The sequence below is a fragment of the Luteolibacter ambystomatis genome, assembly GCF_018137965.1.
Lineage (GTDB): Bacteria > Verrucomicrobiota > Verrucomicrobiia > Verrucomicrobiales > Akkermansiaceae > Luteolibacter > Luteolibacter ambystomatis.
The window spans coordinates 2677083-2698286 of sequence record NZ_CP073100.1; the positions used below are offsets into that span (position 1 = coordinate 2677083).

The window sequence follows — 21204 nt, forward strand, 5'->3', positions numbered from 1 at the left end:
AGCCTCTTTCCTCGCGGCTCCGGATTGCTGGATGCACTCGGCGAGATGCATCCCGCACGAAAACGCCCTTCCGTTTGCGGGAGCCTCATTCCGCGCATAGTTTCCTAATTGGAGGTGATCAATGAATGAAGAAAAACATCCTGATAGCGATCCCCTGCACCATGTTGCGAAAATCCGGCGCAAGCTCCAAGAGCTGGCGGAACATTGTCGGGACGACATCCCGAAGATCCATGAGCCAAAGGCAAAGGTGCTTTTTGAAACTACGGCAGAAGTCCTGATCGGACTACAGACGGCTTACGAGCATTACACAACCCAAGCCGAACCGGCGATGCAAAGGTGAACAGGAGCAAATCAAGGATAATCGTCTTTGGCTCCCGTTATGCAGCGCATCTCCCAAAGCTGAAGCCGTACCCGGGCGGCTTCGGCATGCACGACCACAATGGGTTTCCCCTCTTTTCGTTTCCAGATTCTGGCAAGATAACGCAGTCCGTGGCCTCAATGGCAGCGATCTAAAAAATGAAGCGCGCCCGCCGGAGTTTCCTCCGGCGGGTGGGGGGAATTCATTCCAAATCGACGGGCCTGACCTCGCTGTCCGAAAGGCTCAGTAAACTTCACGACCAAGCAAGAGCTCCGAGATACATCCCGAAATAGCCCAGCACGCAGGAAAGGATGATGATGGCGAATCCATGCCCTGTCTGCCGCCGCATCAGGGCCACAATTCCGCAAGCAAGGCCTGCCGGAGCGAGGATGATCGGAAAGATCAGTAGCGAAATGACCGCACAGAGGTAGCCGGCGATGATCGCGGGAGCCACCGGGGCATTCAAAGCACCCGGTGCTGGATTCGCCTGAACAGAAGCGAATGTTTGGATGGGCGGAGCGGTGCCAAACAGCTGCCATAGGGGTATCCAGTCCGGCCTGCCTTCATACCAAGCCAGATCATTGGCGGTGAGCATGCCGCTTTGAAACATCGAGCGGAGCTGGTCTTCCGTGAAGGGACCAAGCTGTCTGCCGTCTTTGCCGATGAAAAAGTTCATGATGGATGGGTCAACGGGGTTGTTGGGGAGGAAGAGGTGGTGGTCCTTGCCGCGCATCGGGAGGAACCAGAGGAGGATCTTTTGCAGGCCAATCCGGAGATTGGGTCCGGGTGGGAGGTGGAGAAGTCGTCGTCCTCTTCTCGGATGTGTTGCGAACGGGCTTGCTCAAGGCTTTAAGCACTGCCAGGCCCATACAACCCGCTCCCACAAACAGAATGAATTTCCCGAAGCCGGACGATTTCTCCTGCTCGCTCATGTGTTGGTAGCCTGCTCCGGCCATCTTGCCGTTTCGCAGCCACATCGAAATCTCCTCCTCGATGGCGCGGACGGCTTGTGCGGAAGGGGCGGCGTGGATGGGGACGGCCAGCAATAGAAGGAAGGCAGCAAGGCTGGATCGAATGAAGGTTTTCATGGGAATGAGGGATCAGGGGGCATGGAAGACCCCGGTGCCGTTACAAATCGGGCATGGTCTGGGTGTAGCTCCGGTGCCCTTGCAATCGGGACACACGACCGTGTAGCCGGAAGCGGTGGGGATCGTTCCCTGGCCGGTGCAGAGGCGGCACCGGTCGCCTACCCGGCCCGTGCCTTGGCAATGGCCACAGGCCTTGCCATCGAAACTACGGATGAACTTTCCGGCCTCCTCGGTGAGGAGTTGTTCCGCTGACTTCACAGGAGGTGGAGCGGCAGAAACCGGTGCGGATGATCTCCACGGCATCAGATCAGGAAATATCCAGCCCACCAGCGCGATGAGCGAGAGAACGCCGGCAACCAACGCCAGCCCATGGACCCGTCTGAAGTTGGTTCCGTGCGACCCGGCGAGCGATGCAGGCAGCAGCGGCGGCAAGGAAGGCACAATCGGGGAAGCTGGCAGCGGTGGAACCGAAACGGTGCTCTCAACCTCCCCATCCGGCACCACGAAGGTCGTCTGACAGACCGGACACGGTGCTGCCTGCCCGGATTGCTCCGCCTCCGCAGAGATCCTGGCATCGCAGTGAGGGCAGTGGAATTTGAGTGTGTTCAAATCGTAGGAAACGTTAGGATCTCCTCTACTTTCCACAAGCCCAAATGGAAAGCTAGCTTTCCACAACCACACCCCCAGCGACCCTATTCTGCTCGGAAAGCCTGCTTTCCATGGGTGATCGCCAACCACTTAACGCCATTGGCGGACCGCTTCAAAAAGCTCGCCTAGAACTGGGTCTCACCCAACAGAGCCTAGCGGCAAAGTGCAACCTCATCGGATTGGATATTGGGAGAGAGACTATTTCTCAAATCGAGCGTGGCGTGAGAGGAGTCTCCGACCTTGAGATGATTTTGCTGTCGAAAGCATTGAAGATCGAAATCACACGCTTGGTTCCTAAAACTCTACCTCCGTGGAAGAAGGATCTCCGGCCTCCAAACGCGGTTGAGTGATTTACCAAGCTCAATTTGCCAGGCTTCTCTACATCCTCCCTCGTCCGCACAAAGACCGGAGCGATCAATTCTCCGTCTGCAATTATTTCCCTATAGCCTACCTCCACCGCCGATCCGACGGGTGGCAGAGAATGGCCACCCGGGATCCTGACCACGCAGCGCAAGAGCCTCTCGTGGTCGTCCCATCCTTCCATCCGGAGGTGACGGTTGCCCGCATAGCCGACTGACCGGCAAGTCAGAGAGGCTCGAAAGCTCAGCTTCCGGACTGAGCTGCCGCACCCAAGGTGTTTGAAGACAATCCCTTTGCGCCTCTTTCCGCGCAACGTTTCGAACATGGCCTCCTTCTCCCACCTCAGCCGGGCGGTTGGCACCTGACGGATCGACCACCGGTCCCGGCCATGGAGCAAATCGCTCAGACGGTCGAGGCGTCGTCGTAACGGCAGCATCCGCAGGTCGCCGCCCGCCAGTTCCAAAAGGTCGAAGGCATGAAAGGTGTCTCCGACCAGTTCGCCATCGAGGAAACATTCCAGACCCAGGACAAGGGTCGACAGCATCAACCGGGTGGGGATCACCACCGGCCGATCCAGACGATTCCACGCACGGACCAAACCATTTGAGAAGCGCAGCCGCAGGCGGATGCCATCGAATTCCTCCTGCGCGCACCAGCCGGGTGTTCGAATCAATTCTCCGGCCTCGGCCTCGTCGATGGTTCTGAAGGCCTCACACGACTGAGAATGGGAGATTCCGGGAGTGCCCGCGAGCTTCGGGGGATGGGAAGCAAAATGAACTTCAGAAAAGGAAGGCGGAGATGAATTCATAGGAAAGGTCGATGGATAAAAGCAGACACCCGGCTGTCGCCGGACCGCGCTGCGTTTCGTCGCTATGGCAGCCGGTGGTCACAGTGCCCCTGAACCACGGAAGGAATAGATCGTGCCGTGGCCGAGGATGACATGGTCGTGGAAGCGCAGTTGCAGCAATCCGGCGGCTTCGTGGAGACGCCGGGTGGCTAGTTCGTCCGCCCGGCTGGGGGTCGGATCCCCGGAGGGATGATTGTGGGCCAGCACAAAGCCATGGCCCGCGGCCACGATCACCGGGCGCAGCACCTCGCGGGGATGGCACGGCGATTCATCGAGGGTGCCAATCGCCACCACATTCCAGCCCAGCAACTGCATGCGGATATTGAGGACGAACACCACGATGTGTTCCTTCGCCGGATCGAACCAAGAAGCACGAGCGATCTCATCCTGCCAGACAGCGGCCACCGAGTGAGGATGGTCGAGGCATCGCCCGGATGCGGGAGCATCCTCCCCCACCCGAGCGACGCGGAACTGGCCGAGCAATCCGGACGGCTCGTTCATGACGCAAGCTCCAGCGCGCCATCGCAGAGTCCATGCAGGGCTTGCCCGCGGCGGATGGCGGTATGGGGATTTCCTCCCTTGAACACTTCCGTATAGGCGTTGAACAGCGACCACAGCGTGCGCGCCCGGAATTCCGCATGCCGGGGTTCACGCCACTCATGCACCACGTCCGGAATCTGGGTAGGCGTGATCACCCGGTTGTCGATCGAGCACACGATCAGATCGTGCGCTGAACGGTCATCCAACGTGTGGTCCCGATAGGCGGCGATACGCTCGTCGAGCTGGCGGAGTTTGCCGCCAAGCTGGCCGATGGCCCGGGCCATGAGCTGCGGCAGATCGCGTGCGGCATGGCGCGTATGCTTCCGCGAAAGCTGGACCTCGCCGGAGAAGGCGAGATTGTCGCAGATGAAGACCCTCGTTCCCGCCACCAAGCCGGCGGGATAGCGTTTGTCGTGAGAATTGCGCAGGCCCACCACCCAGCCGACGCCATTGTCGGACCGGGACGGCAGGGAAATGGAGAACACGCCGAAGTAGCGGGCACCCGCGTGGGAGAGCGCGTGGTTCTCAGCTTCGACACGGAAACCACAGGACACCAGTCCGGCCTGGACCTCACGCACCAGGGAACGATGGCTGAGCGGATGCCAGGACTCCGTGGAAGGAGGCGTTTCAACGGCAAAGACCTCATCGCGGGTGGCGGAGACGCCGCCGCGATGCAACAGGAGGCCCGGCGCAGCGGCGGGGACGGGAGGAAGAAGCAGAAGCTCCATGGGAATGAAGGTTTGGAAATGGGACTCGAAAGAATGGGAAATTGCCGCGCCCGGCCGGGCTGTCATCTCCGGCCGGACGCGGCTTCGTCACACCACCTGGTGTTTACCACAGCAGTACCCGGGAAAATCAGCGGCGGGGAACCAGCCGCCAGAACAAGAGAAGGACGGCGGCAATTCCGAGGGCCGGAAGCCAAACGGACTTGAGAAGCATCAGCGCGAACCAAGTGAGGGCCAGGGCCCCGAAGGCATAAATGAAGAAGCGGGCAGCATCCATGAGAGGAAAGTTCAGTAGCGGGACGAACGCGAGAGACCGGCCAAGACGAGCACCACGGCGGCCCCGACGATGCCGAAACCGATCGTTTTCAATCCATCGGCCACCCCGGTCAGGTCGGGGGCTTGCTGGACCATGGTCGCGCAGCCTCCGTCCTCGCGGCAGGCGAGTACCAACAGACCGAAAGCGACAACCAACCAGCGAAGTAACCGACGGCGGCCCGCACCTTGCGGGTTGCCGCGCTCCGCTGGCGCGGACGACGGCATCGGGTGGTGCGGAGACGGCGCCCGGTCGCACCAGAGACGAACCTGAGTCGAGGAGACGATCGGATTCATCGTTCACCTCCCGGTGTGAGATTGAATAGATCGCCGAGCGTGCCGAAATCACCACGTTCCATGTGCTCGCAGCACCGGATCAACCGCTCCAGGATTTCCAAAAACCGAGGCGGATGGAGCACCCCGGGCGATGGAGAATCCTCATGGGATGACGCAAAGTCGGAGCTGCGGCAGCCACCAAGGCTGCCCATCTCGGTGTGGAATTCGCGGAACCGTGCGTGGTTGGCCTCGGTTGGAGGAAGAACGTCGGCGACGAAGGAGGCGAACAGTTCACGTAACGAGCGGATCACTCCGCAATCAAGCTCCAAGCTGATGCGGTCGACGCCGAACGGAACAGCGGGCAACGGTGGGGCATCGCCAGGAAGGCGGCTGTCCCAGGAAACAGTAAGTGTGATGGTCATTGGAATCTGAAGGAGGTAGATGCTCTCCTTTCAGATCCTTATGACACGGACGTGAGGGGAATTCGCCGGGCCCGGAGGGATGCCAGGCCGGCCCCAGCCCATTGGCGCAATTGCATCCATGCTCGCTCTCGCTCGCCCCTTCGGGGCCGCTCGAGGCACGTGAACCGAGACGCCTTCGCTTCGCGAAGGCGTCTCGCTCCCCGCGGCTCGCACGACATGCCTGCCATGCGCTAGGGGGCTGGGGCGTGGGGACCATCGCTTCGCGCTTGCTTCGCTGCGCGCTACGCTTGGTCCCTGAAGGGCTCCGGTGGGGCGAATGGGAAGGTGGCGCCTCCGAGATCGAGACTCTCAGAAATTCCGGGGTATAACGAGTTTGATGACGAATACGGTTGCGTAAAGAATCCGAAGCTACTGCAGCCAAGCGTTACCGTCCACGGCGGAAAACCTTGCAGCATTTCGGCGAGGTAGCTGGAGAAGAATGCTTGCCAGCCTCGTTTTTCAAAAGCCTCCATCTCGAACGCCACAGTTGCATCCTTTCCGAGGTTCATTTGTTTTCATCGTCATGCCAACAAACGGCCCCTCGGACGATCCACCCCGGAACAAGATGAATCGCAAGCCGGTTCTCCAACTGGCGGCGAAGACCGTCTTGAACGTCGAGAATCTGGAGTTCCAAGAGAAGCTTCTCTGTGACGGTCTTGTGCTCAACCTCGGGGATGCCTGCGCTTACAGCTGCGGCTACTGCTACGTTTGCAGCGTCAACCGATTCCGGCCTCCCGCCTTGATCAAGGAATACAACAAGGAGAATGGTACCAACCTACGGTTCAGCGACGTCGTCATCCGCCGGAAGAACGCGGTCGAATTGCTGCGAACGCAACTGCTCAACAAAAAAGGCTCGCCACAATACCCGGATCCCACCGACCGCCGTGTCGTTTACTCATCTTCCTTGGTCGACGTGGCGGCGAACATGACCCTTTTGGAAGAAACCGCCGAAGCCTGCAACCTGATCTTCGAGCATACCAGTTGGCAGGTACGCCTCCTCAGCAAGAGCAATCTCCTGCACAAGCTGATCGAAAAGGACCTGATCCATCCGCGGCACCACCAGCGGATCATCTTCGGTGTATCGACCGGCATGCTCGACGACCGCATCGCGACGGCAATCGAGGAGGGAACACCAAAGGTCTCGAAACGACTGGAATCGCTCCATTGGCTGCAAGATCACGGGCTGCGGACCTTCGGCATGATCTGCCCCAGCTTGCCGCACGAAGACTACGATCAGTTCTCTCAGAAAGTTTGCGAGGCGATCCAGGCGGACAGGTGCGAGCATGTTTGGGCGGAGGTAATCAATTTCCGTGGTTCGTCATTTGAGCATTCCGTGGGCCGGCTCCGCGAACACGGGCTTTCCGCGGAAGCCGATGCCCTTCTCAAGATCTCAAAGCCTAGTTCGGGGGCTCTGTGGGAGGATTACGCACGAAAGACGTTCCTGGCCCACACACGAAATCTAGACCCGAAAAAGCTGCGCTTCCTCCAATACGTGGACGAACAATCCGCTGGCTGGTGGAAGAAGCAACGGTCCAAGGGTGCGGTTTTGATCGGAGAAACCGCCAAAAAACAGGGATTGGTAAGTAAGGAACGATCCACTCCCGCGGTGTTCGTCGTCACGGAAATCGTTCCGAAGCAGACCGAGATGGGACAGGAGGACATTCAGTTCCGAGTCGACCGCGAAGCCATCGTCACCTCCGCGGTGCGCCAGACCATCGTCGCAGCCAAGGCGCTGCATGAAATCCACAGCTACCGGGCGGGGATCCTGTGGAATAACGAGTATCCCACATTTGAAGCCTATTGCCGGGCAAAGTGGGGCTACGCCAAATCCCAGGCTTACCGGCTGGCAGCGTGTGGAGATTTTTTGAGCCTGTTCGAATCCCATTCCCCAAATGGGGAATGGATGCTCACCAACGAGAGCCAAATCCGATCTGTTCTGTCATTGCCGCGCGACCAATGGGTTGATTGCTGGAAGGAAATCATCGCGGAGGGACCGCCTTCGCGACTCTCGGCCCGAGAGGTTGAAACCAAAACGAAACAACATCGTGGCGACCTCCAAAAGAGCCGGGACGTCGTCTCTAAAGCCGCGAAACACGCCCCGGCCCGGAAAGCGCTGGACCGTCTCCGGACCATTATCTCGCATCATCCGAAGGCCCGGCATATCGGCAAGCTTCTTGACGGCATCGAACTCCTTCTCAACGACGAAGCCGGTTAGCCTCCCTTGGACCGCTCTTATAGTGTCGCGTGCACAGGCGCTCAACGGACGCAATACCGTATCATTTTTGTCACCACCTGCACCGCTGTCACCGCGTCACCTGTCGACTCCCCGGGCAGCCCCTCACTTCCCCCTCTCACTCATGACACCACCTCAAACCAAGCGCCGGCGCACTCTGTGACTGGAAAAGCCCCTCCGCGATGCCACCTATAACCGGGGCGAGCATCCTCAAGCACTCCCCCCGGTCGCCTCGTCCCACCTCCTGTTTCGACCGCCAAGACGTTCTACCGCTTCCCCAGTCGCTTCCGCTCCTTGGTATACCACTGCGTGGGCGAAAACTCCCTGACAGTAGCCAGAGGCGTCGCCAGTTCCTTCCGCCTCCCCAGCTTGGCCATGAATTTGTCCCGCGGCACAGCCACCGCAAATCGTTGGCTCGGAGGCTCAAGCTGAACGAGCCCCTCTGCCTCCAGAGCTTGAAAGATCCGCCGCATCTCCTCCGCCGTCTTCACCGATTGCACGGCTGTCATCGCGACTCTTCGCGACACGGCAGTTCCGACCGTCCTAACCTTCTTTAGCACCGCTTTCCAGCGCTCTCCCGGGACGAGTGGCACTTCCACCCCAATTCCATGGTAGACCAGCATCTCCAATCCGAGCGCCACTCCACGGACGGCACGTGTGACCAACTGTTTGTAGCATTCGATCGCTGGCTTTTCCGCCACACCCTGCCGTGCCGCCCAATTCACAAGCAACCGGGCCATGAAAGTGAGATTCCGAACCGCGTCCAGAACGGCCATCTCATAACGGGCAGGCAGCCCACGAAGTCGGCGGCGAATGGCTTGAAGGTAGTCACCCACAAGTTCCATCGGTGGCAGAGAGCAATGATGCCGGAAATCCTCGTTTCCGTATCTCAGCGCAAGTCCCAGATACTCCACGAGGGCCGTCAAATCCTTGAGGTGCGGCGGCTCGCCGGAAGGCAGTGAACCAACTGGAACTAGGAGACCCGGGCTATCGTCTCCGATCAGCGGCTTTACCAGCTTCGCCACCTTCGCGCGCGGGACAACACCCAGTATCGGGCAATAGGATTCGAACCGCCCCTTCAGGCAATAACCCGGAGGGCGTAGCAATGAGAGACCTCGGGCAATTTCCTCTTCCACCTGTGCAAGATCCTCCGAGGTGGTCACCGAAAACGAGCGCCAGAGGAGTTCGTCCCGAAGCACCCCGAAGTCAGCCGTGATACGCCCGTTCATCACGGCCATGCCGCAGGCGGTTCCGAAAGCCGAGGTTTGCAGCTCCTGCCAGGATTTCACTTGCGGGATCGGAGCCACTCTCTTCGCTTGGCAAGCCCTGGCGTAATCACGCTGGGCGACAAGCTGAAGGTAATCCTGGGACTTGGGATCGACATCCGCATACGCCTTGCCGCCGGGCTTGTGGTGAATCCCCTTGAAGAGAGGGTTTAGAATGGTCTCCAGAGCCCTCCGATGTGCCGGGGCATTCTCGGCCACAAGCAGGAGCGACGGCGTCATGCTGGGACGGTTGAACCGCGCCTCCTGCCACAACGACACCACCAGCGCCAGGGCGGCAGCGCATCCCGCGACGTCATGGCCCTCGTAGTGCCTCATCCAGTCGAGAAGACGGACAATGACCGGGGGATCGTCCGATGCCACATTGAGCCAGCATTTATGAAATGAAAGCATCGACTTCGACAATGGGGTTGGAGGTTTCAATCAATCGGCGGGCGGCGGCCACGGGTGTGTCCGACCTGACCCATGAATCGTCCTGCCGGATGGCCAATCCCAAGTCCGCGAGATGGGCGAGCAACGCTGCCACCTCGGCTGTCTTCGTCTTGACCCCCTTTCGAATAATGTCGCGCGGCGTCTGGGGATCACCCGACTCAGGCAGTTTGTCGTAGACCTGCAGGGCAAGCTTGCGCCGTGATAGCATCACGGAGTGGCCTTGGAGTTCCTGCTGGTGCCGGAGACTGCTACGGACGAGCACAAGCACCAGTTCGGTAAGGCCTTCGTGGAATCCGTCGGGCCATTTCCCTGCTACCTTCGACAGGAGCTCGACTCCTCTGTATAGGGTGGCAAACAACGGCGTGCAGAGCTCCACGTAGCGCGGCGAAATCCCCGGCAGCTTGCGCAGTTGTTGCCGGATCGACCGGTGCGCACTCAGCAGCCCTTCTACTTTCCCGGTCTGGCAGGCCGCTCCCATGAGACGGTTATTCAGCACGACTTTTGCTGCCTTTGGGAAAGCGGTGACTACGTCGAATCTGGCGTCGTCAGATGGAGCAGCATCCAAATCCGTGGAGCACAGCCATTTCGGAGCCAGCCAGAACATCCGGTTCGGCCAAGTGGCGGCGCTTCCGTTCGGATTGGCGATCCACTGGCCCATGAAATCCGGGACGCTGGCAATCAGATGTCCGAAGACAGGAACGGAGTAATCACCAACTGCGGGCAGGTGGGATCCGGTCAGTATCCCATTGAGCAAGTCATCCACAGGACCGACCTGCTCGATGCGGGAGAACTTCAGCACAGCAAGGATCCGCGCGTCATGGGCTGCTTCCAACTCACGGGCCAAGGGCGTTACTCCGACCGAGGAGGCGAGAAACCGCGGGTGAGTGAACGCCCGGTCCCTCCGGTCATCGGCGTCCTCCTTGAAGAAGTCGGCCTGTTCCCATGATTGGTGCGCCAGCCGATGAATGTGCTTTTCTCGAAATGACTTGGCCTCTTCAAGCTGCGACAAGGGAACAACACACTTGGTTATCGCCACGCGTTCGAGATGCTTCCGCTTCCTCATGATAATCCCGACATTCGCCAGATGCCTCCCCTGCAGCTCCTGAAGTGGCCGAAAAACGTGCTGTTCAAGGAGCCGGGAGGTCAATGGATCACTGCTTAGCAAGCTCAGGCCGGTTGTGAGACGCCGGTTGGCTTCCGGGTCTTCCAAACCCTCTTCGAGCGACTCCAGCGCGCATAGAGAAGCGCACATGGCGACCAGGACGTTTGCGCCAGCGACCGGATTGCCGTCGCCGAGACGGCCGAGATCCAATCCACGGCAAAGCTTCGCCAAGGGATCGGCGAGGGGTGAGGTATCGCTGTTCATGACTTTAGGGAGTCGAGGCACGCAAGAAGCCCCACCGTCCTCTCGACACGCGGACGGCGGAGCCAAAGGTTCACAGGACGGGTGCGGGTGTGTAGTAGCCCACCCGCTGTGGGGTATAGGCCCGGGTGATGTGACCGTCTTGGTAGGCGTAGCGTGCAACCATGCCTTCCAGAGGAGCTTCCAATGCGGAAATCACGACCTTGGGCTGGTTCCTGAATGCCTCGTCGCTGAAGAGCTCCGCGGCCGAAAGATCCACCAGGGTCTGGTAGTGGCGCAGGGCCTCGTTCCAGATCTTTCGCGTCCGCGCCTGCTTGAGGCCCTTCTCCACGGCATAGGACTTCACCAACGAGCCGATCTCCAGTCCATGGTCCTTCGACAAATGGGCGATGAACCGGGAAATGCCTTCTTTGACGGGATCGTCGGCCAACGAGCGGTAAAGCCCTTCGAGTTCGCCCATCTCGCGCCTGAAAACGGCAAGCAGACCCTCCATGGTGAACGACACCAGGCGCTCCTGGCCATCGATCATCCGCCGGCAACGTGTCGGAAAGGCAGTCACCAGGCGCTCCTCCAGGAGTCGTACCTCGAAGCGCAGCGCCGCCGGAGCCTCGACGTCGAACTTCTTCAATGCCCGGTGCATCTCGGTGTCCTTACGATAAATCTGCACTTTCAGCGAGGAGCCGAGCAGCGTGATCGATTCACCGTGGTATGCCGACGCTGGCTTCCTGACGCCGGGATGGCGGATATTCCGGCAGGCGCGGAGGAGTTCGCCGGATGGATCGGCAATGTGGAAGGGGATTTCCAGACCGCTCCAGTAGGCATCGGACTCCGGCAGACCGGGGATGATGCGGTGCTGATCCTCTCGGACCACGACCTTGCACAGTAGGTCGGATAGTCGGGTCAGCATCGCGATCATGGCATTCTGGCCGTCCAGGATCCGTCCGTTGTGTCCGAACAGCAGCGAAGGCGCGTTGCAGGAGACCTTGTAGGCGCGGTATTCGTCTCCGATCTTCTTGACGAAGATCCGGAGCGCGCCATTCGGCAGGAGATCGATGATGCCTACCTTGGAGCCCTTTTTGTTGTAGCCGGGCGGAATGACCTGAAGGTCGGGGAACCCGAGAGCGCGGGAGCATACTTCGGAATCGGTGAAAAGCTCCGCGGGAATGCGGACGTTCAATCTGAATTTGATCGAGTCTAGCATGGTTGTCGTTTGGTTGGTAGGGGATGAAAAATGAGAGGATTTGGCGTCCATTGAGCGCGTGCGCGCGGGACATTCCTCTCAGCGGCATCAGCCGCCTCATTTCCAGAGTGGGAGGCAAAACACGCGACGCGCACGAGTGGGATTCAATGACGTCGAGCACGAAGGGATCAGTGGCTCAACGGCGGCCAACAGCAACCCAAAAATCAACACAACAATTTCACCAATAGATACTTACAAACAAATCAAAGCTTGGAGATTGAACTGAATTTGAACGAATCACCTATGCTCGAGGGTTCTATTGAATCGGATTTGAACGAGACTTGTTCATTTTCCAGTCAAGATTGAACGTGTTTTGAAATCGCCAAGGACGATGAAGCTGCCCACTCCGAGCCGAAGAAAAATTCCGGAGCGGCCCATCGGAACCTTCCTCCCGCCCTTCAACAACTCCCTATCGCATGCCTGACACCACCGACACGCCCGAAGTTCCACTGATCAAAAAGGTCATCGAATTGCTCCGCGAAGAGCGGCCTGGGTGGCTGGATCAAGACCGTCTGCCGTCCCAGCCCGTAATAAACCGCCTCCTGTCCAAGGCTCAATTTCTGATTTCAGAAGCGGAACGGCTGCCGAAAATCGAGGTGCATGCTTACCAGCTTTTCGACTCCAACGATCCGTTGATGACCCCAGGAGACATTGCCGAGCGATTTAAGGAAGCGGGATGGAAGAGAGGAAAGTCCCGCAATACCATCGCGGATAAAATCCTCACCATACTAGAGCATGCTGACGCAGAAGGCGCTCGCGTGATGGAATTGATGACCGGTGTTCTGCTTGAAGGACCTCCGACACCGGACCCCAAGGAAAAGTTCATCGCTAAAATTCGTGCGGAGCTGGACGAGTTGTTTCGCCGCCTCGGCATTCATCAATTCCTCCCTAACCGGCAAGCATTGAAGGAGGTCCTTTTCTCCAAGATCGCGAACGCTCTCGATAGTGCTCTCCGGATCTCAGATTCCGCTTGGCGCAGGGCCAACCCCGAGGCCATGATAGCATCATCTGGCTTCATGCGTTACGTCTGCGGCTCAGATACGGTCGAACAGTATCGCGACCGAAAAGACGCTCGAGTGCGCGCCTACGAATTGTTCCTCTACGCAGCTCAACGGCAGATCCTGCCTCGCGAGCTGACGATAGCACGGGGCGGCTTACACAAAACCACGTGCCTCACACCTTCGGTGCCTCGCGACAAACCAATCGTGGAAAACTACTGCGAGGATTTCACGCTTTGAATGGATTACGAGGGCTTGGTAAAGACCATTCCCTCGGACACATAGATCCATGAGCCCGGCATCGCTATACCGCTGCCCGAGCCCCTTCAATCACACCTTCTGCGTAATGAGCACGCTCCTCGAACGAAGCCAACGCATTGAGATCGGTCTCGTAGAGTGAGCAGAGACGTTGGATTTCGTCCACCTCTCCCAGCGTGATGTTGTCGAGATCGACCGTGGGGATGCGTGGGAACTCGGGTCCCAATAGGAGGCTCAGCGCGAGGATGGAGAGTTCCACCGAGCGCACTTCGCCCGGCTGCGGTGCGAGCGTCCTAGTCATTTGAACGGGAGTCGCCTGATTGGCCGCAAGAACATCCTCCAAACGAAAACGAATGATCTTGTCCTTGCGGAAAGCCACCGGGATCGAGCCGTTAGCCGCCCAGTAGTGGATCGTGCGGGGATCGACATTGAAATGGACAGCAATCTCGGTTGCCGTTTGTAAAGCTGCCGGGGTTGGTCGGGAGGACTTCATCGTTTCGCACCGGGTATAATACGATACGGTCCATTTGGAAATGAATACCGACCGCTGTCGCCCTCGTAGACCCAGCACCGAACACCGTCGGACCATCGTGCCGGCCTTTCAAACGTTCAAGCAGCTAACCTCGTCGGACGAAGATCGAGAATCCTATGAGCGTCTCCTTTTGTGATGGCCCCGACATATCGGCGTCGCAACGTTTCGATTCCTTCGGAGTGGCCGAAAACGAAGACCAAGTCCTGCACCGGATACCCAGAGGCCACCATAATAGAGGCATTGGTCTTTCTCCAGGCGTTTCGAGGGAACACAGGGCCTCTAGGATTGGGGTTTCCTCCCAACAGTTTGCTGGAAATACTCCATCCACACAGAGCGCGAATGCGATCATCCCGGTTTTCAAAATTGGCGGGCAGCAACCCTGTTTCTGGATCGTCGGGCCGGAATACTTCGCCCCAAGCCCTAAGCGGGTCGTTCCACGGTATAAATCGTGCCGCATCGAGTTTGGCCTGCTCGTCCGAAACACGGATCCCGTCCTCAATCACATCCTGCCAGGTCATCCGCGCTGCTTCACCCTTTCGCAGACCTGAATACAGGAGGATTGCGTAAGCACCTGCCATTTCAGGATCGACTTCCTCAGCCTTGCGAAGCAATTGCTCTACTTGCTCGGGCTTCAAAACGACCGCTCGCTTGATCTTGCGCCGCTGGGGCTGCTCCACATGGTTGAACGTTTCCGCAAGGCACCACTTTTTGCGTGCGCACCACCCCCAAAAAGTGCGCGCGTTGCCGTAGTGCTCCCGGTAGGTTCCCCTGCTCCAAGTGGCCAATAGAGCCGCGAGTTCGGTACCATCAATGCCAGCCAAACTCCGTGAGTGAAAAGGCGTGAAGAACCGGATGGTCCTCTCGTAAGACCTCCTCGTCACCTCTTCGATTTCAGCGGTGGCAGTCCACAGATTTCCCGCTCTCAAAAGAATCTCCGATTCGGCGTCCTTGTCGAATCGCTCGCGGAAGAGCCTTGCTGCATCCACAAGGCTGGCTCCCGTTCCTTCCAATAGCTTTAGAGCCTGTTGGACCTCGGCTGACAGCGAAGGGGAAACGGCCAGTGCTTCTCCATCGGAGAGCTTCTCGATGTAGTCGCGAGCTTTTGCACGGGAAGGAAACCAGTAGCGCTCACGCTTGCCCGAGTCAGAAAGCGATGCAGGAACATCGACCTGCCACCTCCCACTTTTGATCTCCTTCGGCTTCAGCCCTGCGAACGATTTCATGGACAAAACACTGCCCAAAACTGCCCAATTTTGCCAGAAATAGCGGAAATCCGAGATTCAGGCGAAAAGTTCCCACTGATACTCAACGACAACTGGCAGTCTCGTAAGGACTCGAACCTTAACAAACAGAGTCAGAATCTGTTGTGCTACCATTACACCACGAGACTTTTTTGACGAAGCCTGGAGGCCAGTTGTTGGATGGGTGCCGGGCTGCGGGAGAGCAGCCTCGCTAGGACTCGAACCTAGAAATACGGAATCAAAATCCGGTGTGTTACCATTACACTACGAGGCTATTGACCCGTCGGCGGGGCGGGAAATTACCGGCCCGGTTCCGCGTTGGCAACACGGAATTCGTTTATTTGAGGAGGTATTTCGCGGCCTGCTCGACGTCCTTGTCACCGCGGCCGGAGAGGTTCGCGATGATGATGGTGTCCTTGGAAAGCGTCGGCGCGATCTTGCGGACATGGGCCATGGCGTGGGCGCTTTCGAGCGCCGGGAGGATACCCTCGGTGTGGGCGAGTTCCTTGAAGGCGGCGAGAGCCTCGTCATCGGTGGCGTAGGAATACTCCACGCGGCCGATGCTCTGGAGGTAGGCGTGCTCCGGGCCGACGGCGGCGTAGTCGAGACCGGCGGAGACGGAATGCGTCAGCTCGATCTGGCCGTCGTCATTGGCGAGCAGCCAGGTCTTGGTGCCCTGGAGGACGCCGAGCTTGCCGCCTTGGAAGCGGGCGGCGTGGCGCTCGGGAATGATGCCCTCGCCACCGGCTTCCACGCCGATCATGAGGACGTCATCATCGCCCAGGAAGGGATGGAACAGGCCGATGGCATTCGAACCGCCGCCGACGCAGGCGACGAGGATGTCCGGGAGGCGGCCTTCCTTCTCGAGGATCTGGCGGCGGGCCTCCACGCCGATGACGCGGTGGAAATCGCGGACCATCATCGGGAACGGGTGCGAGCCAAGCGCGGAGCCGAGAATGTAGTGGGTGTGATCGACGGTGGCGACCCAGTCGCGCATGGCCTCATTGACGGCCTCCTTGAGCGTGGCCTGGCCGGCGGTGACGGCGCGGACCTCGGCCCCCATGAGGCGCATGCGGGCGACATTGAGCGCCTGGCGCTCCATGTCCACGGCACCCATGTAAACGACGCACTCCATGCCGAAGCGGGCGCAGACGGTGGCGGTGGCCACGCCGTGCTGGCCGGCGCCGGTTTCCGCGATGATGCGCTTCTTGCCCAGGCGCTTCGCGAGGAGGATCTGGCCGATGGCGTTGTTGATCTTGTGCGCGCCGGTGTGGAGCAGGTCCTCGCGCTTCAGGTAGATTTTCGCGCCGCCGAGGACCTCGGTCCAGCGCTCGGCAAAGTAGAGGGGCGTCGGACGGCCGACGTAGTCGGCGAGGAGGTGGTCGAGCTCCTTCTGGAACTCGGGATCGCGGCGGGCCTCGTCGTAGGCCGTGGTGAGCTCCTGGAGCGGCGCCATGAGCGTTTCCGGGACGAACATTCCGCCGAATTTGCCGAAGTGGCCGGTGGCGTCTGGCAGGGTGGTGAGAGACATGATGCGGGGACCGGAAGGGGCTGAGGGGAAGAAGGAGGACGCCGGGGCGGAAAGCAAGCGGGAATCCCCTCCCCGCCCTGCGGCGAGGAACCACGAAAAACACGAAGGCTCGCGAAAAGATGGACCTCGGAAGCTCCGGGAGGAGGGGCCGGTCACAGGCAGGAAAACCACGAATGAGCACGAATCGATGAGGACAACCTCTTCATTCGTGTCCATTTGTGTTCATTCGTGGTCTCTCTTTTCAGCCGAAGATCGGGAAGTCCTCCAGATCGAGGAAGTCCTGGCCGTGGATGATGTGGGCGAGGAGCGGGACGCCGGTGAGATCCTCCAGGACGCCCTTGTTGGTGATCTTGGCGGTGTCGAGCTCGTCCTCCAGTTCGTTGAGCACGATGCCGGCACAGGTGAGGCCGCGGGCCTTGATGGCATTCACGGTGAGAACGAGGTGATTGAGCACGCCGAGCTTGTTCGCGGCGACGAGGATCACCGGCAGGGCGAGGTCGACGGCGAGATCGGAGATGGCGTAGCCGGGTGCGAGCGGGACTTCCCAGCCCCCCGCCCCCTCGACAAGGACGAGTTCGTGACGGGCGGCAAGGTCGCGGTAGCCCCGGATGAGCGCGGCGGGATCGAGCGGGTTGTTTTCCAGCATGCCGGCCACGTAGGGGGCGACGGCGGTCTGGTAGAAAACGGGGTTGATGGCATCGAGCTGGTCTTCCGGGAGGCCGGAGGAGGCGAGCAGGAGCGCGGCGTCCTCGCGATCGCCGGAGGAGACGGGCTTGTAGCCCACGGCATCGCGGCGGTCGTGGCGCAGGGCCTCGAGCAAGAGGGTGGTGACGCGGGTTTTGCCCACGCCGGTATCGGTGCCGGTGATGAAGACGCTCACGCGGGAGCCGTGACGGCTCGCGGCGGCGGGGTCAATCATTTCAGCGCGAGATTGCCATCCCAGCCGGTGGTGGGGAACGGCTGCTGCGGGACGGGCGGCTGTCGGCGCAAGCGCGCTTCGGCGGCGGAGCAGCGGATTTTCTTGAGAGCGGTGTGGATGGGGTGATGGTCCCCGGGATTCCGGATGGTGCCACAGGCGGTCCGGCAGGCGGCGACGACCGCCACGGAAGCGGCGGCAAGCAGACCGGCGACAATCCAGCGGCCGGTGGTGCGGGAAATGGATGGCGTTTTCATGATGGGGTATGCGTGGAGCATAGCCCATGAAGTCGGATTCATGAAATCGATAGACAGATTTAAATCATCTTCTGAATCGATGAAATGGAAAACCACAGATCTTCCCAAAATCCGCTGTCGGACTTGACTCGGATGCCTGTTCAGGATGTCTCATGGACCCAACTTCCCCTCCCCTGTCATGAGGCGATATCTTGCACTCGGATTGATCGGTATTTCCTCCCTCGCCATCGCCGCGCCGGAACCGGTGGAACTGGCCACGCTGCGTACGGCCTATGCCCAGAAACTGGAGGCGCTGATCAAGTCCGAGACCGCCAAGGGCAACATCGACGGCGCGGTTCTGGTGCGCGACGAACTGGCAAAAGTGAGATCGGGCGGAACCGTGGAGCCCGCGGGCGCGAAGACAGGAGTCGTCGTCTCCGCTGTGATCGCGATGGAGAAGTCCCCCTTCTACGGTTCCTTCTGGCAGAAAAACGATTCCACGCTGGAGTTCCACAAGGACGGGACGTGGAAGCACGATTACAAGGGCAGCGTGATGACCGGCAAATGGGAGACGACGGGCGATGCCCGGCTGATCTCGCTGACGAACTGGAACAACAATCCGGACCTGGTGTTCGTGCTGTCGAAGGACGGCTCGGTCTGCCGCCGGTCTGCGGACGGATATTCCTACAACCGTCAGCCGGGTGCGGGATCCCCCGCCGCCACGGCTCCCGCGGGCGGTGGGAGTTCGAATCCGTTCGGGAATGTGAGGTGAGTCTGTCTCGAACTACCAGGTACACCGTAGCTGTAGAAATCAGCGCGGGCCGCCGAGACCGAGGAGTTCACGCAAAGTCGGAAGGCGGGCGGTGGTGAAGGAACGGATCGCGCCAGCCTGCGGGACTGGATTCTCGGCGTTCTGAGTAACCACCCGATAATAGTAAGTCCGATTGGGAAGCAGTCCGGTCACCGGAGTCGAAACCATGGCGATGGCACCGACCGGCACCGTGCCTACCCTCACGGCGGAGGACGATTTCAGCGTGGGATCAGTGCCATATTGAAAATAGACAGCGGTGGCCAAACCGCCCGGATCCACACTGCTGCTAAGCACCGCCTGGATCCAGGTCACGGCGGAGGCAGCTTCCGTTACGAAAGTCGCCCCCAGACGGATGCGGAAGAACTCTCCGCCACCTGCCAAACGGCCATCGGAGGTCGTGCCACCGAATTGGGTGGTGCCATAAAGATGGCCATCAGCCGCCTGCATGAGCCCACCTGCTGGTTCCGATCCATCGAGGAACGAAAAGGTGTGGATCGTGGTAACCTGCCCTGCGGGAGTCATGCGAAAGACGCTTCCATGTCCGCCGGACGTCGTGCCATAGAAATTGCCGTCCGCCGCCAGAAGCAGCTTGGAGTTCGCATTGGGCACCACGGCAACGGTTTTGACCTGGTTGTCCGCCGTGAGCTTTTTGATGCCGTGGGGACCCACGCCGTAGAATTCCCCGCCGGGAGCCGCCGTCAGGCCAACATCGTAGTTACCGTCGTATAGCTCATCGGATGGCGCGAGAGTGGTAACTCCACCGCCGGGGCTGAAAGAGAAGACCACGCCGGATGACGGGAAATTGTAAAATGAACTGACGCCACGAAAACCGCCGTCCGCACCTTGCACCAACGCGCCGCGGGGATAGTCTCCTTGACCCGGATCGAAGTCGGCCAGGACATCCACCCGACCACGCGGAGTGAGCCGGATGATGCAGGGGTTGAACGAGCCGGATCGATTGATGTCGGCACAGGAGTAGAAATTGCCATCGGAACCCAGTACCGGCGCTCGCGGACCGGCGATCGTAGGAGAAAGATTGCCAAACTCGGTGAGCAGCGAGAATCTGCCTTCAGGCGTCAACCGGAAGAAGGAGCCGCGGGTTGCCCCAAAAGTATTGGCCCCATAGAAATTTCCATCCCGCCCTACGACCAAAGGAGAGGAACCACTGATCAGGCCATCGAAATCGTAGAGGGAAGAGATCTCATGATCCCCATTGATCCGAAAAAAGGTGCCGCCACCTCGAGTCCCTCCCGCAGTCGCGCAACCATAGAAATTACCATTCCGATCCTGAACAAGAGGTCCAACAGGCCGCGCCATTCCAGAGGAGCCGAAAGCACCGATGAAGGAGAACTTCCCGGCGGAGGTGACACGAAAAGCACCGCCATAACCAAGACCGTTGCTGGTAGTACCATAGAAATTCCCGTCCAGCCCTTGGACCAAACCGGAGAAAGGTTCCGTGCCAATGTCGCGATCCGGATCGAAACTATGGAGAATGGTAAACTTGCCCCCGGCGGACAGACGGAAGACCATGCCGGAACCAAATGCTCCGCCGTAGGCCGTGGTGCCGAAGAGGGAACCATCCGCGGTCCTGACCATCGATTTGCCCGGATAAACGCTCGTCGTGCCATCGAAGACATGGACGGTGATAAAATCCCCGGCAGGAGTGATCCGGAAGAGCTTTCCTCCGTGCGCTTGAGGATCGGAAGCGAGGGCTCCATACAATGATCCATCCGGAGTCGGAACGAGTTCGGTCGTCGAATCCGAACCCTCATCCGATGAAAGGTGGTGGGTGACTTGGAAGACACCGTCCAAGGAGAGAGTGAAGATCGTGCCACAACCTCCCGAGCCTCCACGGCTGGTGGTGCCGTGAAGGAGACCATCCACTCCTTGGACGAGTGCGGCATTGGAAGCGTAGCCGGTGATCTCACTGAACACCTGGAGAATCTGGACCATCCCCGAAGGCGTGACGCGGAAGATAGATCCGTAGTTATGGCCATCTCCGGGGTAATGGGTCACACCGTAGAGGTTTCCGTCAGTGGCCAGCACCATGGCATTCGAAGTCCAGACCACCGTGGAAGGAAGCGACGCAATCTTCGTCAGCGTACCCTCCAGGGTCATGTGAAAAACGCTGCCATCCACAGTCATGCCATAGAACCTACCATCCGGAGCAGGGGTCAGAGGACCTGCCGGAGCTCCGATTTCACCTTCAAAATGGGAAACGAGCGTGGCTTGGCCCGCAGGGGTCATACGAATCAAAGCACCTTGGTAGAACGCCCCTCCAAACCTGCTGACACCATAGAAATTTCCATCACTGCCACAAGTGAGGTCACCCACCCCATCTGGAGGACCCACAAACCCCTGGAGCGGTTCGAAGACAGGAGCCGCATGGAGGGCGAAGGAGGTGGCGAGAAGCAGCAATCCGGAACGGAAGATCACGCTGCGGGACATGACTTATTCCCCTACCCTGCGGCAAGCGCAATGACGTGATGGATGTGACATGGATCGAGGGGTGGAG

General features: G+C 59.5%; 22 protein-coding genes and 2 tRNA genes. 7 read left to right on the forward strand and 17 right to left on the reverse strand.

What is annotated here, in order from left to right; genetic code table 11:
- Nucleotides 1-121: 121 nt before the first annotated feature.
- Nucleotides 122-340 (forward strand): hypothetical protein, encoded by a 219-nt coding sequence (locus KBB96_RS10275; RefSeq protein ID WP_211629257.1) that lies wholly within the window; start codon nucleotides 122-124, stop codon nucleotides 338-340.
- Between the two features lie 271 nt (nucleotides 341-611).
- Here KBB96_RS10275 and KBB96_RS10280 read toward each other — a convergent pair whose 3' ends face one another.
- A complete protein-coding gene (locus KBB96_RS10280; protein WP_211629259.1) occupies nucleotides 612-1091 on the reverse strand; it encodes a DUF4339 domain-containing protein in 480 nt (159 codons plus the stop codon).
- A 689-nt stretch (nucleotides 1092-1780) separates the two neighbouring features.
- On the opposite strand from KBB96_RS10280, the gene KBB96_RS10285 reads away from it, so the two are divergent.
- The 3 genes from KBB96_RS10285 to KBB96_RS21280 all read left to right on the forward strand — a co-directional run bounded on the left by KBB96_RS10285 (nucleotide 1781) and on the right by KBB96_RS21280 (nucleotide 3061).
- Nucleotides 1781-1963: a hypothetical protein gene (locus tag KBB96_RS10285; RefSeq protein ID WP_211629262.1), complete on the forward strand. Its 183-nt coding sequence runs from the start codon at nucleotides 1781-1783 to the stop codon at nucleotides 1961-1963.
- 202 nt (nucleotides 1964-2165) lie between these two features.
- Complete coding sequence (locus KBB96_RS21275; RefSeq protein WP_211629264.1) at nucleotides 2166-2444, forward strand: helix-turn-helix domain-containing protein; 279 nt, start codon at nucleotides 2166-2168, stop codon at nucleotides 2442-2444.
- Between the two features lie 485 nt (nucleotides 2445-2929).
- Nucleotides 2930-3061 (forward strand): hypothetical protein, encoded by a 132-nt coding sequence (locus KBB96_RS21280; RefSeq protein WP_345779466.1) that lies wholly within the window; start codon nucleotides 2930-2932, stop codon nucleotides 3059-3061.
- A gap of 279 nt (nucleotides 3062-3340) precedes the next feature.
- Here the strand turns inward: KBB96_RS21280 and KBB96_RS10295 are convergent, their stop codons facing one another.
- The 5 genes from KBB96_RS10295 to KBB96_RS10315 form a co-directional block, all read right to left on the reverse strand.
- Nucleotides 3341-3802, reverse strand: a complete 462-nt coding sequence (locus KBB96_RS10295) for a JAB domain-containing protein (RefSeq protein WP_211629270.1) — start codon at nucleotides 3800-3802, stop codon at nucleotides 3341-3343.
- Nucleotides 3799-4569: a DUF932 domain-containing protein gene (locus KBB96_RS10300; protein ID WP_211629272.1), complete on the reverse strand. Its 771-nt coding sequence runs from the start codon at nucleotides 4567-4569 to the stop codon at nucleotides 3799-3801. Before KBB96_RS10300 ends, KBB96_RS10295 begins: the two co-directional genes overlap by 4 nt.
- 127 nt (nucleotides 4570-4696) lie before the next feature.
- Nucleotides 4697-4843, reverse strand: a complete 147-nt coding sequence (locus KBB96_RS10305) for a hypothetical protein (RefSeq protein WP_211629274.1) — start codon at nucleotides 4841-4843, stop codon at nucleotides 4697-4699.
- A gap of 11 nt (nucleotides 4844-4854) precedes the next feature.
- Complete coding sequence (locus KBB96_RS10310) at nucleotides 4855-5037, reverse strand: hypothetical protein (protein ID WP_211629280.1); 183 nt, start codon at nucleotides 5035-5037, stop codon at nucleotides 4855-4857.
- A 134-nt stretch (nucleotides 5038-5171) separates the two neighbouring features.
- Nucleotides 5172-5576: a hypothetical protein gene (locus KBB96_RS10315; RefSeq protein WP_211629282.1), complete on the reverse strand. Its 405-nt coding sequence runs from the start codon at nucleotides 5574-5576 to the stop codon at nucleotides 5172-5174.
- A gap of 604 nt (nucleotides 5577-6180) precedes the next feature.
- Between KBB96_RS10315 and KBB96_RS10320 the strand changes: the two genes are divergently transcribed.
- Nucleotides 6181-7830 (forward strand): radical SAM family protein, encoded by a 1650-nt coding sequence (locus tag KBB96_RS10320; protein ID WP_211629284.1) that lies wholly within the window; start codon nucleotides 6181-6183, stop codon nucleotides 7828-7830.
- Nucleotides 7831-8114: 284 nt separating this feature from the next.
- Here KBB96_RS10320 and KBB96_RS10325 read toward each other — a convergent pair whose 3' ends face one another.
- The 3 genes from KBB96_RS10325 to KBB96_RS10335 all read right to left on the reverse strand — a co-directional run bounded on the left by KBB96_RS10325 (nucleotide 8115) and on the right by KBB96_RS10335 (nucleotide 12127).
- Nucleotides 8115-9353 (reverse strand): hypothetical protein, encoded by a 1239-nt coding sequence (locus KBB96_RS10325; protein WP_211629285.1) that lies wholly within the window; start codon nucleotides 9351-9353, stop codon nucleotides 8115-8117.
- 154 nt (nucleotides 9354-9507) lie between these two features.
- Nucleotides 9508-10929, reverse strand: coding sequence for a hypothetical protein (locus tag KBB96_RS10330; RefSeq protein WP_211629287.1), 1422 nt, complete (start codon nucleotides 10927-10929; stop codon nucleotides 9508-9510).
- Nucleotides 10930-10999: 70 nt separating this feature from the next.
- Entirely contained in the window at nucleotides 11000-12127 is a 1128-nt protein-coding gene (locus tag KBB96_RS10335) for a hypothetical protein (RefSeq protein ID WP_211629289.1), read from the reverse strand.
- A 455-nt stretch (nucleotides 12128-12582) separates the two neighbouring features.
- On the opposite strand from KBB96_RS10335, the gene KBB96_RS10340 reads away from it, so the two are divergent.
- Nucleotides 12583-13404: a hypothetical protein gene (locus tag KBB96_RS10340; protein WP_211629291.1), complete on the forward strand. Its 822-nt coding sequence runs from the start codon at nucleotides 12583-12585 to the stop codon at nucleotides 13402-13404.
- A gap of 64 nt (nucleotides 13405-13468) precedes the next feature.
- Here KBB96_RS10340 and KBB96_RS10345 read toward each other — a convergent pair whose 3' ends face one another.
- From KBB96_RS10345 to KBB96_RS10375, 7 genes are all read right to left on the reverse strand, one after another.
- The gene (locus KBB96_RS10345; protein ID WP_211629293.1) at nucleotides 13469-13915 is read right to left on the reverse strand and encodes a helix-turn-helix domain-containing protein; all 447 of its coding nucleotides are present in this window, start codon (nucleotides 13913-13915) and stop codon (nucleotides 13469-13471) included.
- Between the two features lie 116 nt (nucleotides 13916-14031).
- Nucleotides 14032-15177, reverse strand: a complete 1146-nt coding sequence (locus KBB96_RS10350) for a tyrosine-type recombinase/integrase (protein WP_211629295.1) — start codon at nucleotides 15175-15177, stop codon at nucleotides 14032-14034.
- Between the two features lie 93 nt (nucleotides 15178-15270).
- Nucleotides 15271-15344: transfer RNA gene (locus tag KBB96_RS10355), tRNA-Gln, on the reverse strand.
- Nucleotides 15345-15398: 54 nt separating this feature from the next.
- Nucleotides 15399-15469, reverse strand: a tRNA-Gln gene (locus KBB96_RS10360).
- Between the two features lie 63 nt (nucleotides 15470-15532).
- Complete coding sequence (gene trpB, locus KBB96_RS10365; protein ID WP_211629297.1) at nucleotides 15533-16726, reverse strand: tryptophan synthase subunit beta; 1194 nt, start codon at nucleotides 16724-16726, stop codon at nucleotides 15533-15535.
- 241 nt (nucleotides 16727-16967) lie between these two features.
- Nucleotides 16968-17645, reverse strand: a complete 678-nt coding sequence (bioD, locus tag KBB96_RS10370; RefSeq protein ID WP_211629299.1) for a dethiobiotin synthase — start codon at nucleotides 17643-17645, stop codon at nucleotides 16968-16970.
- Complete coding sequence (locus KBB96_RS10375) at nucleotides 17642-17899, reverse strand: hypothetical protein (protein WP_211629300.1); 258 nt, start codon at nucleotides 17897-17899, stop codon at nucleotides 17642-17644. Before KBB96_RS10375 ends, bioD begins: the two co-directional genes overlap by 4 nt.
- Before the next feature lie 178 nt (nucleotides 17900-18077).
- Here KBB96_RS10375 and KBB96_RS10380 point away from each other — a divergent pair, with 178 nt between their 5' ends.
- Nucleotides 18078-18650: a hypothetical protein gene (locus KBB96_RS10380; RefSeq protein ID WP_211629302.1), complete on the forward strand. Its 573-nt coding sequence runs from the start codon at nucleotides 18078-18080 to the stop codon at nucleotides 18648-18650.
- A 39-nt stretch (nucleotides 18651-18689) separates the two neighbouring features.
- Here the strand turns inward: KBB96_RS10380 and KBB96_RS10385 are convergent, their stop codons facing one another.
- On the reverse strand, nucleotides 18690-21137 hold the full coding sequence (locus KBB96_RS10385; RefSeq protein ID WP_211629304.1) for a choice-of-anchor tandem repeat GloVer-containing protein: 2448 nt from the start codon (nucleotides 21135-21137) through the stop codon (nucleotides 18690-18692).
- Nucleotides 21138-21204 lie beyond the last annotated feature (67 nt).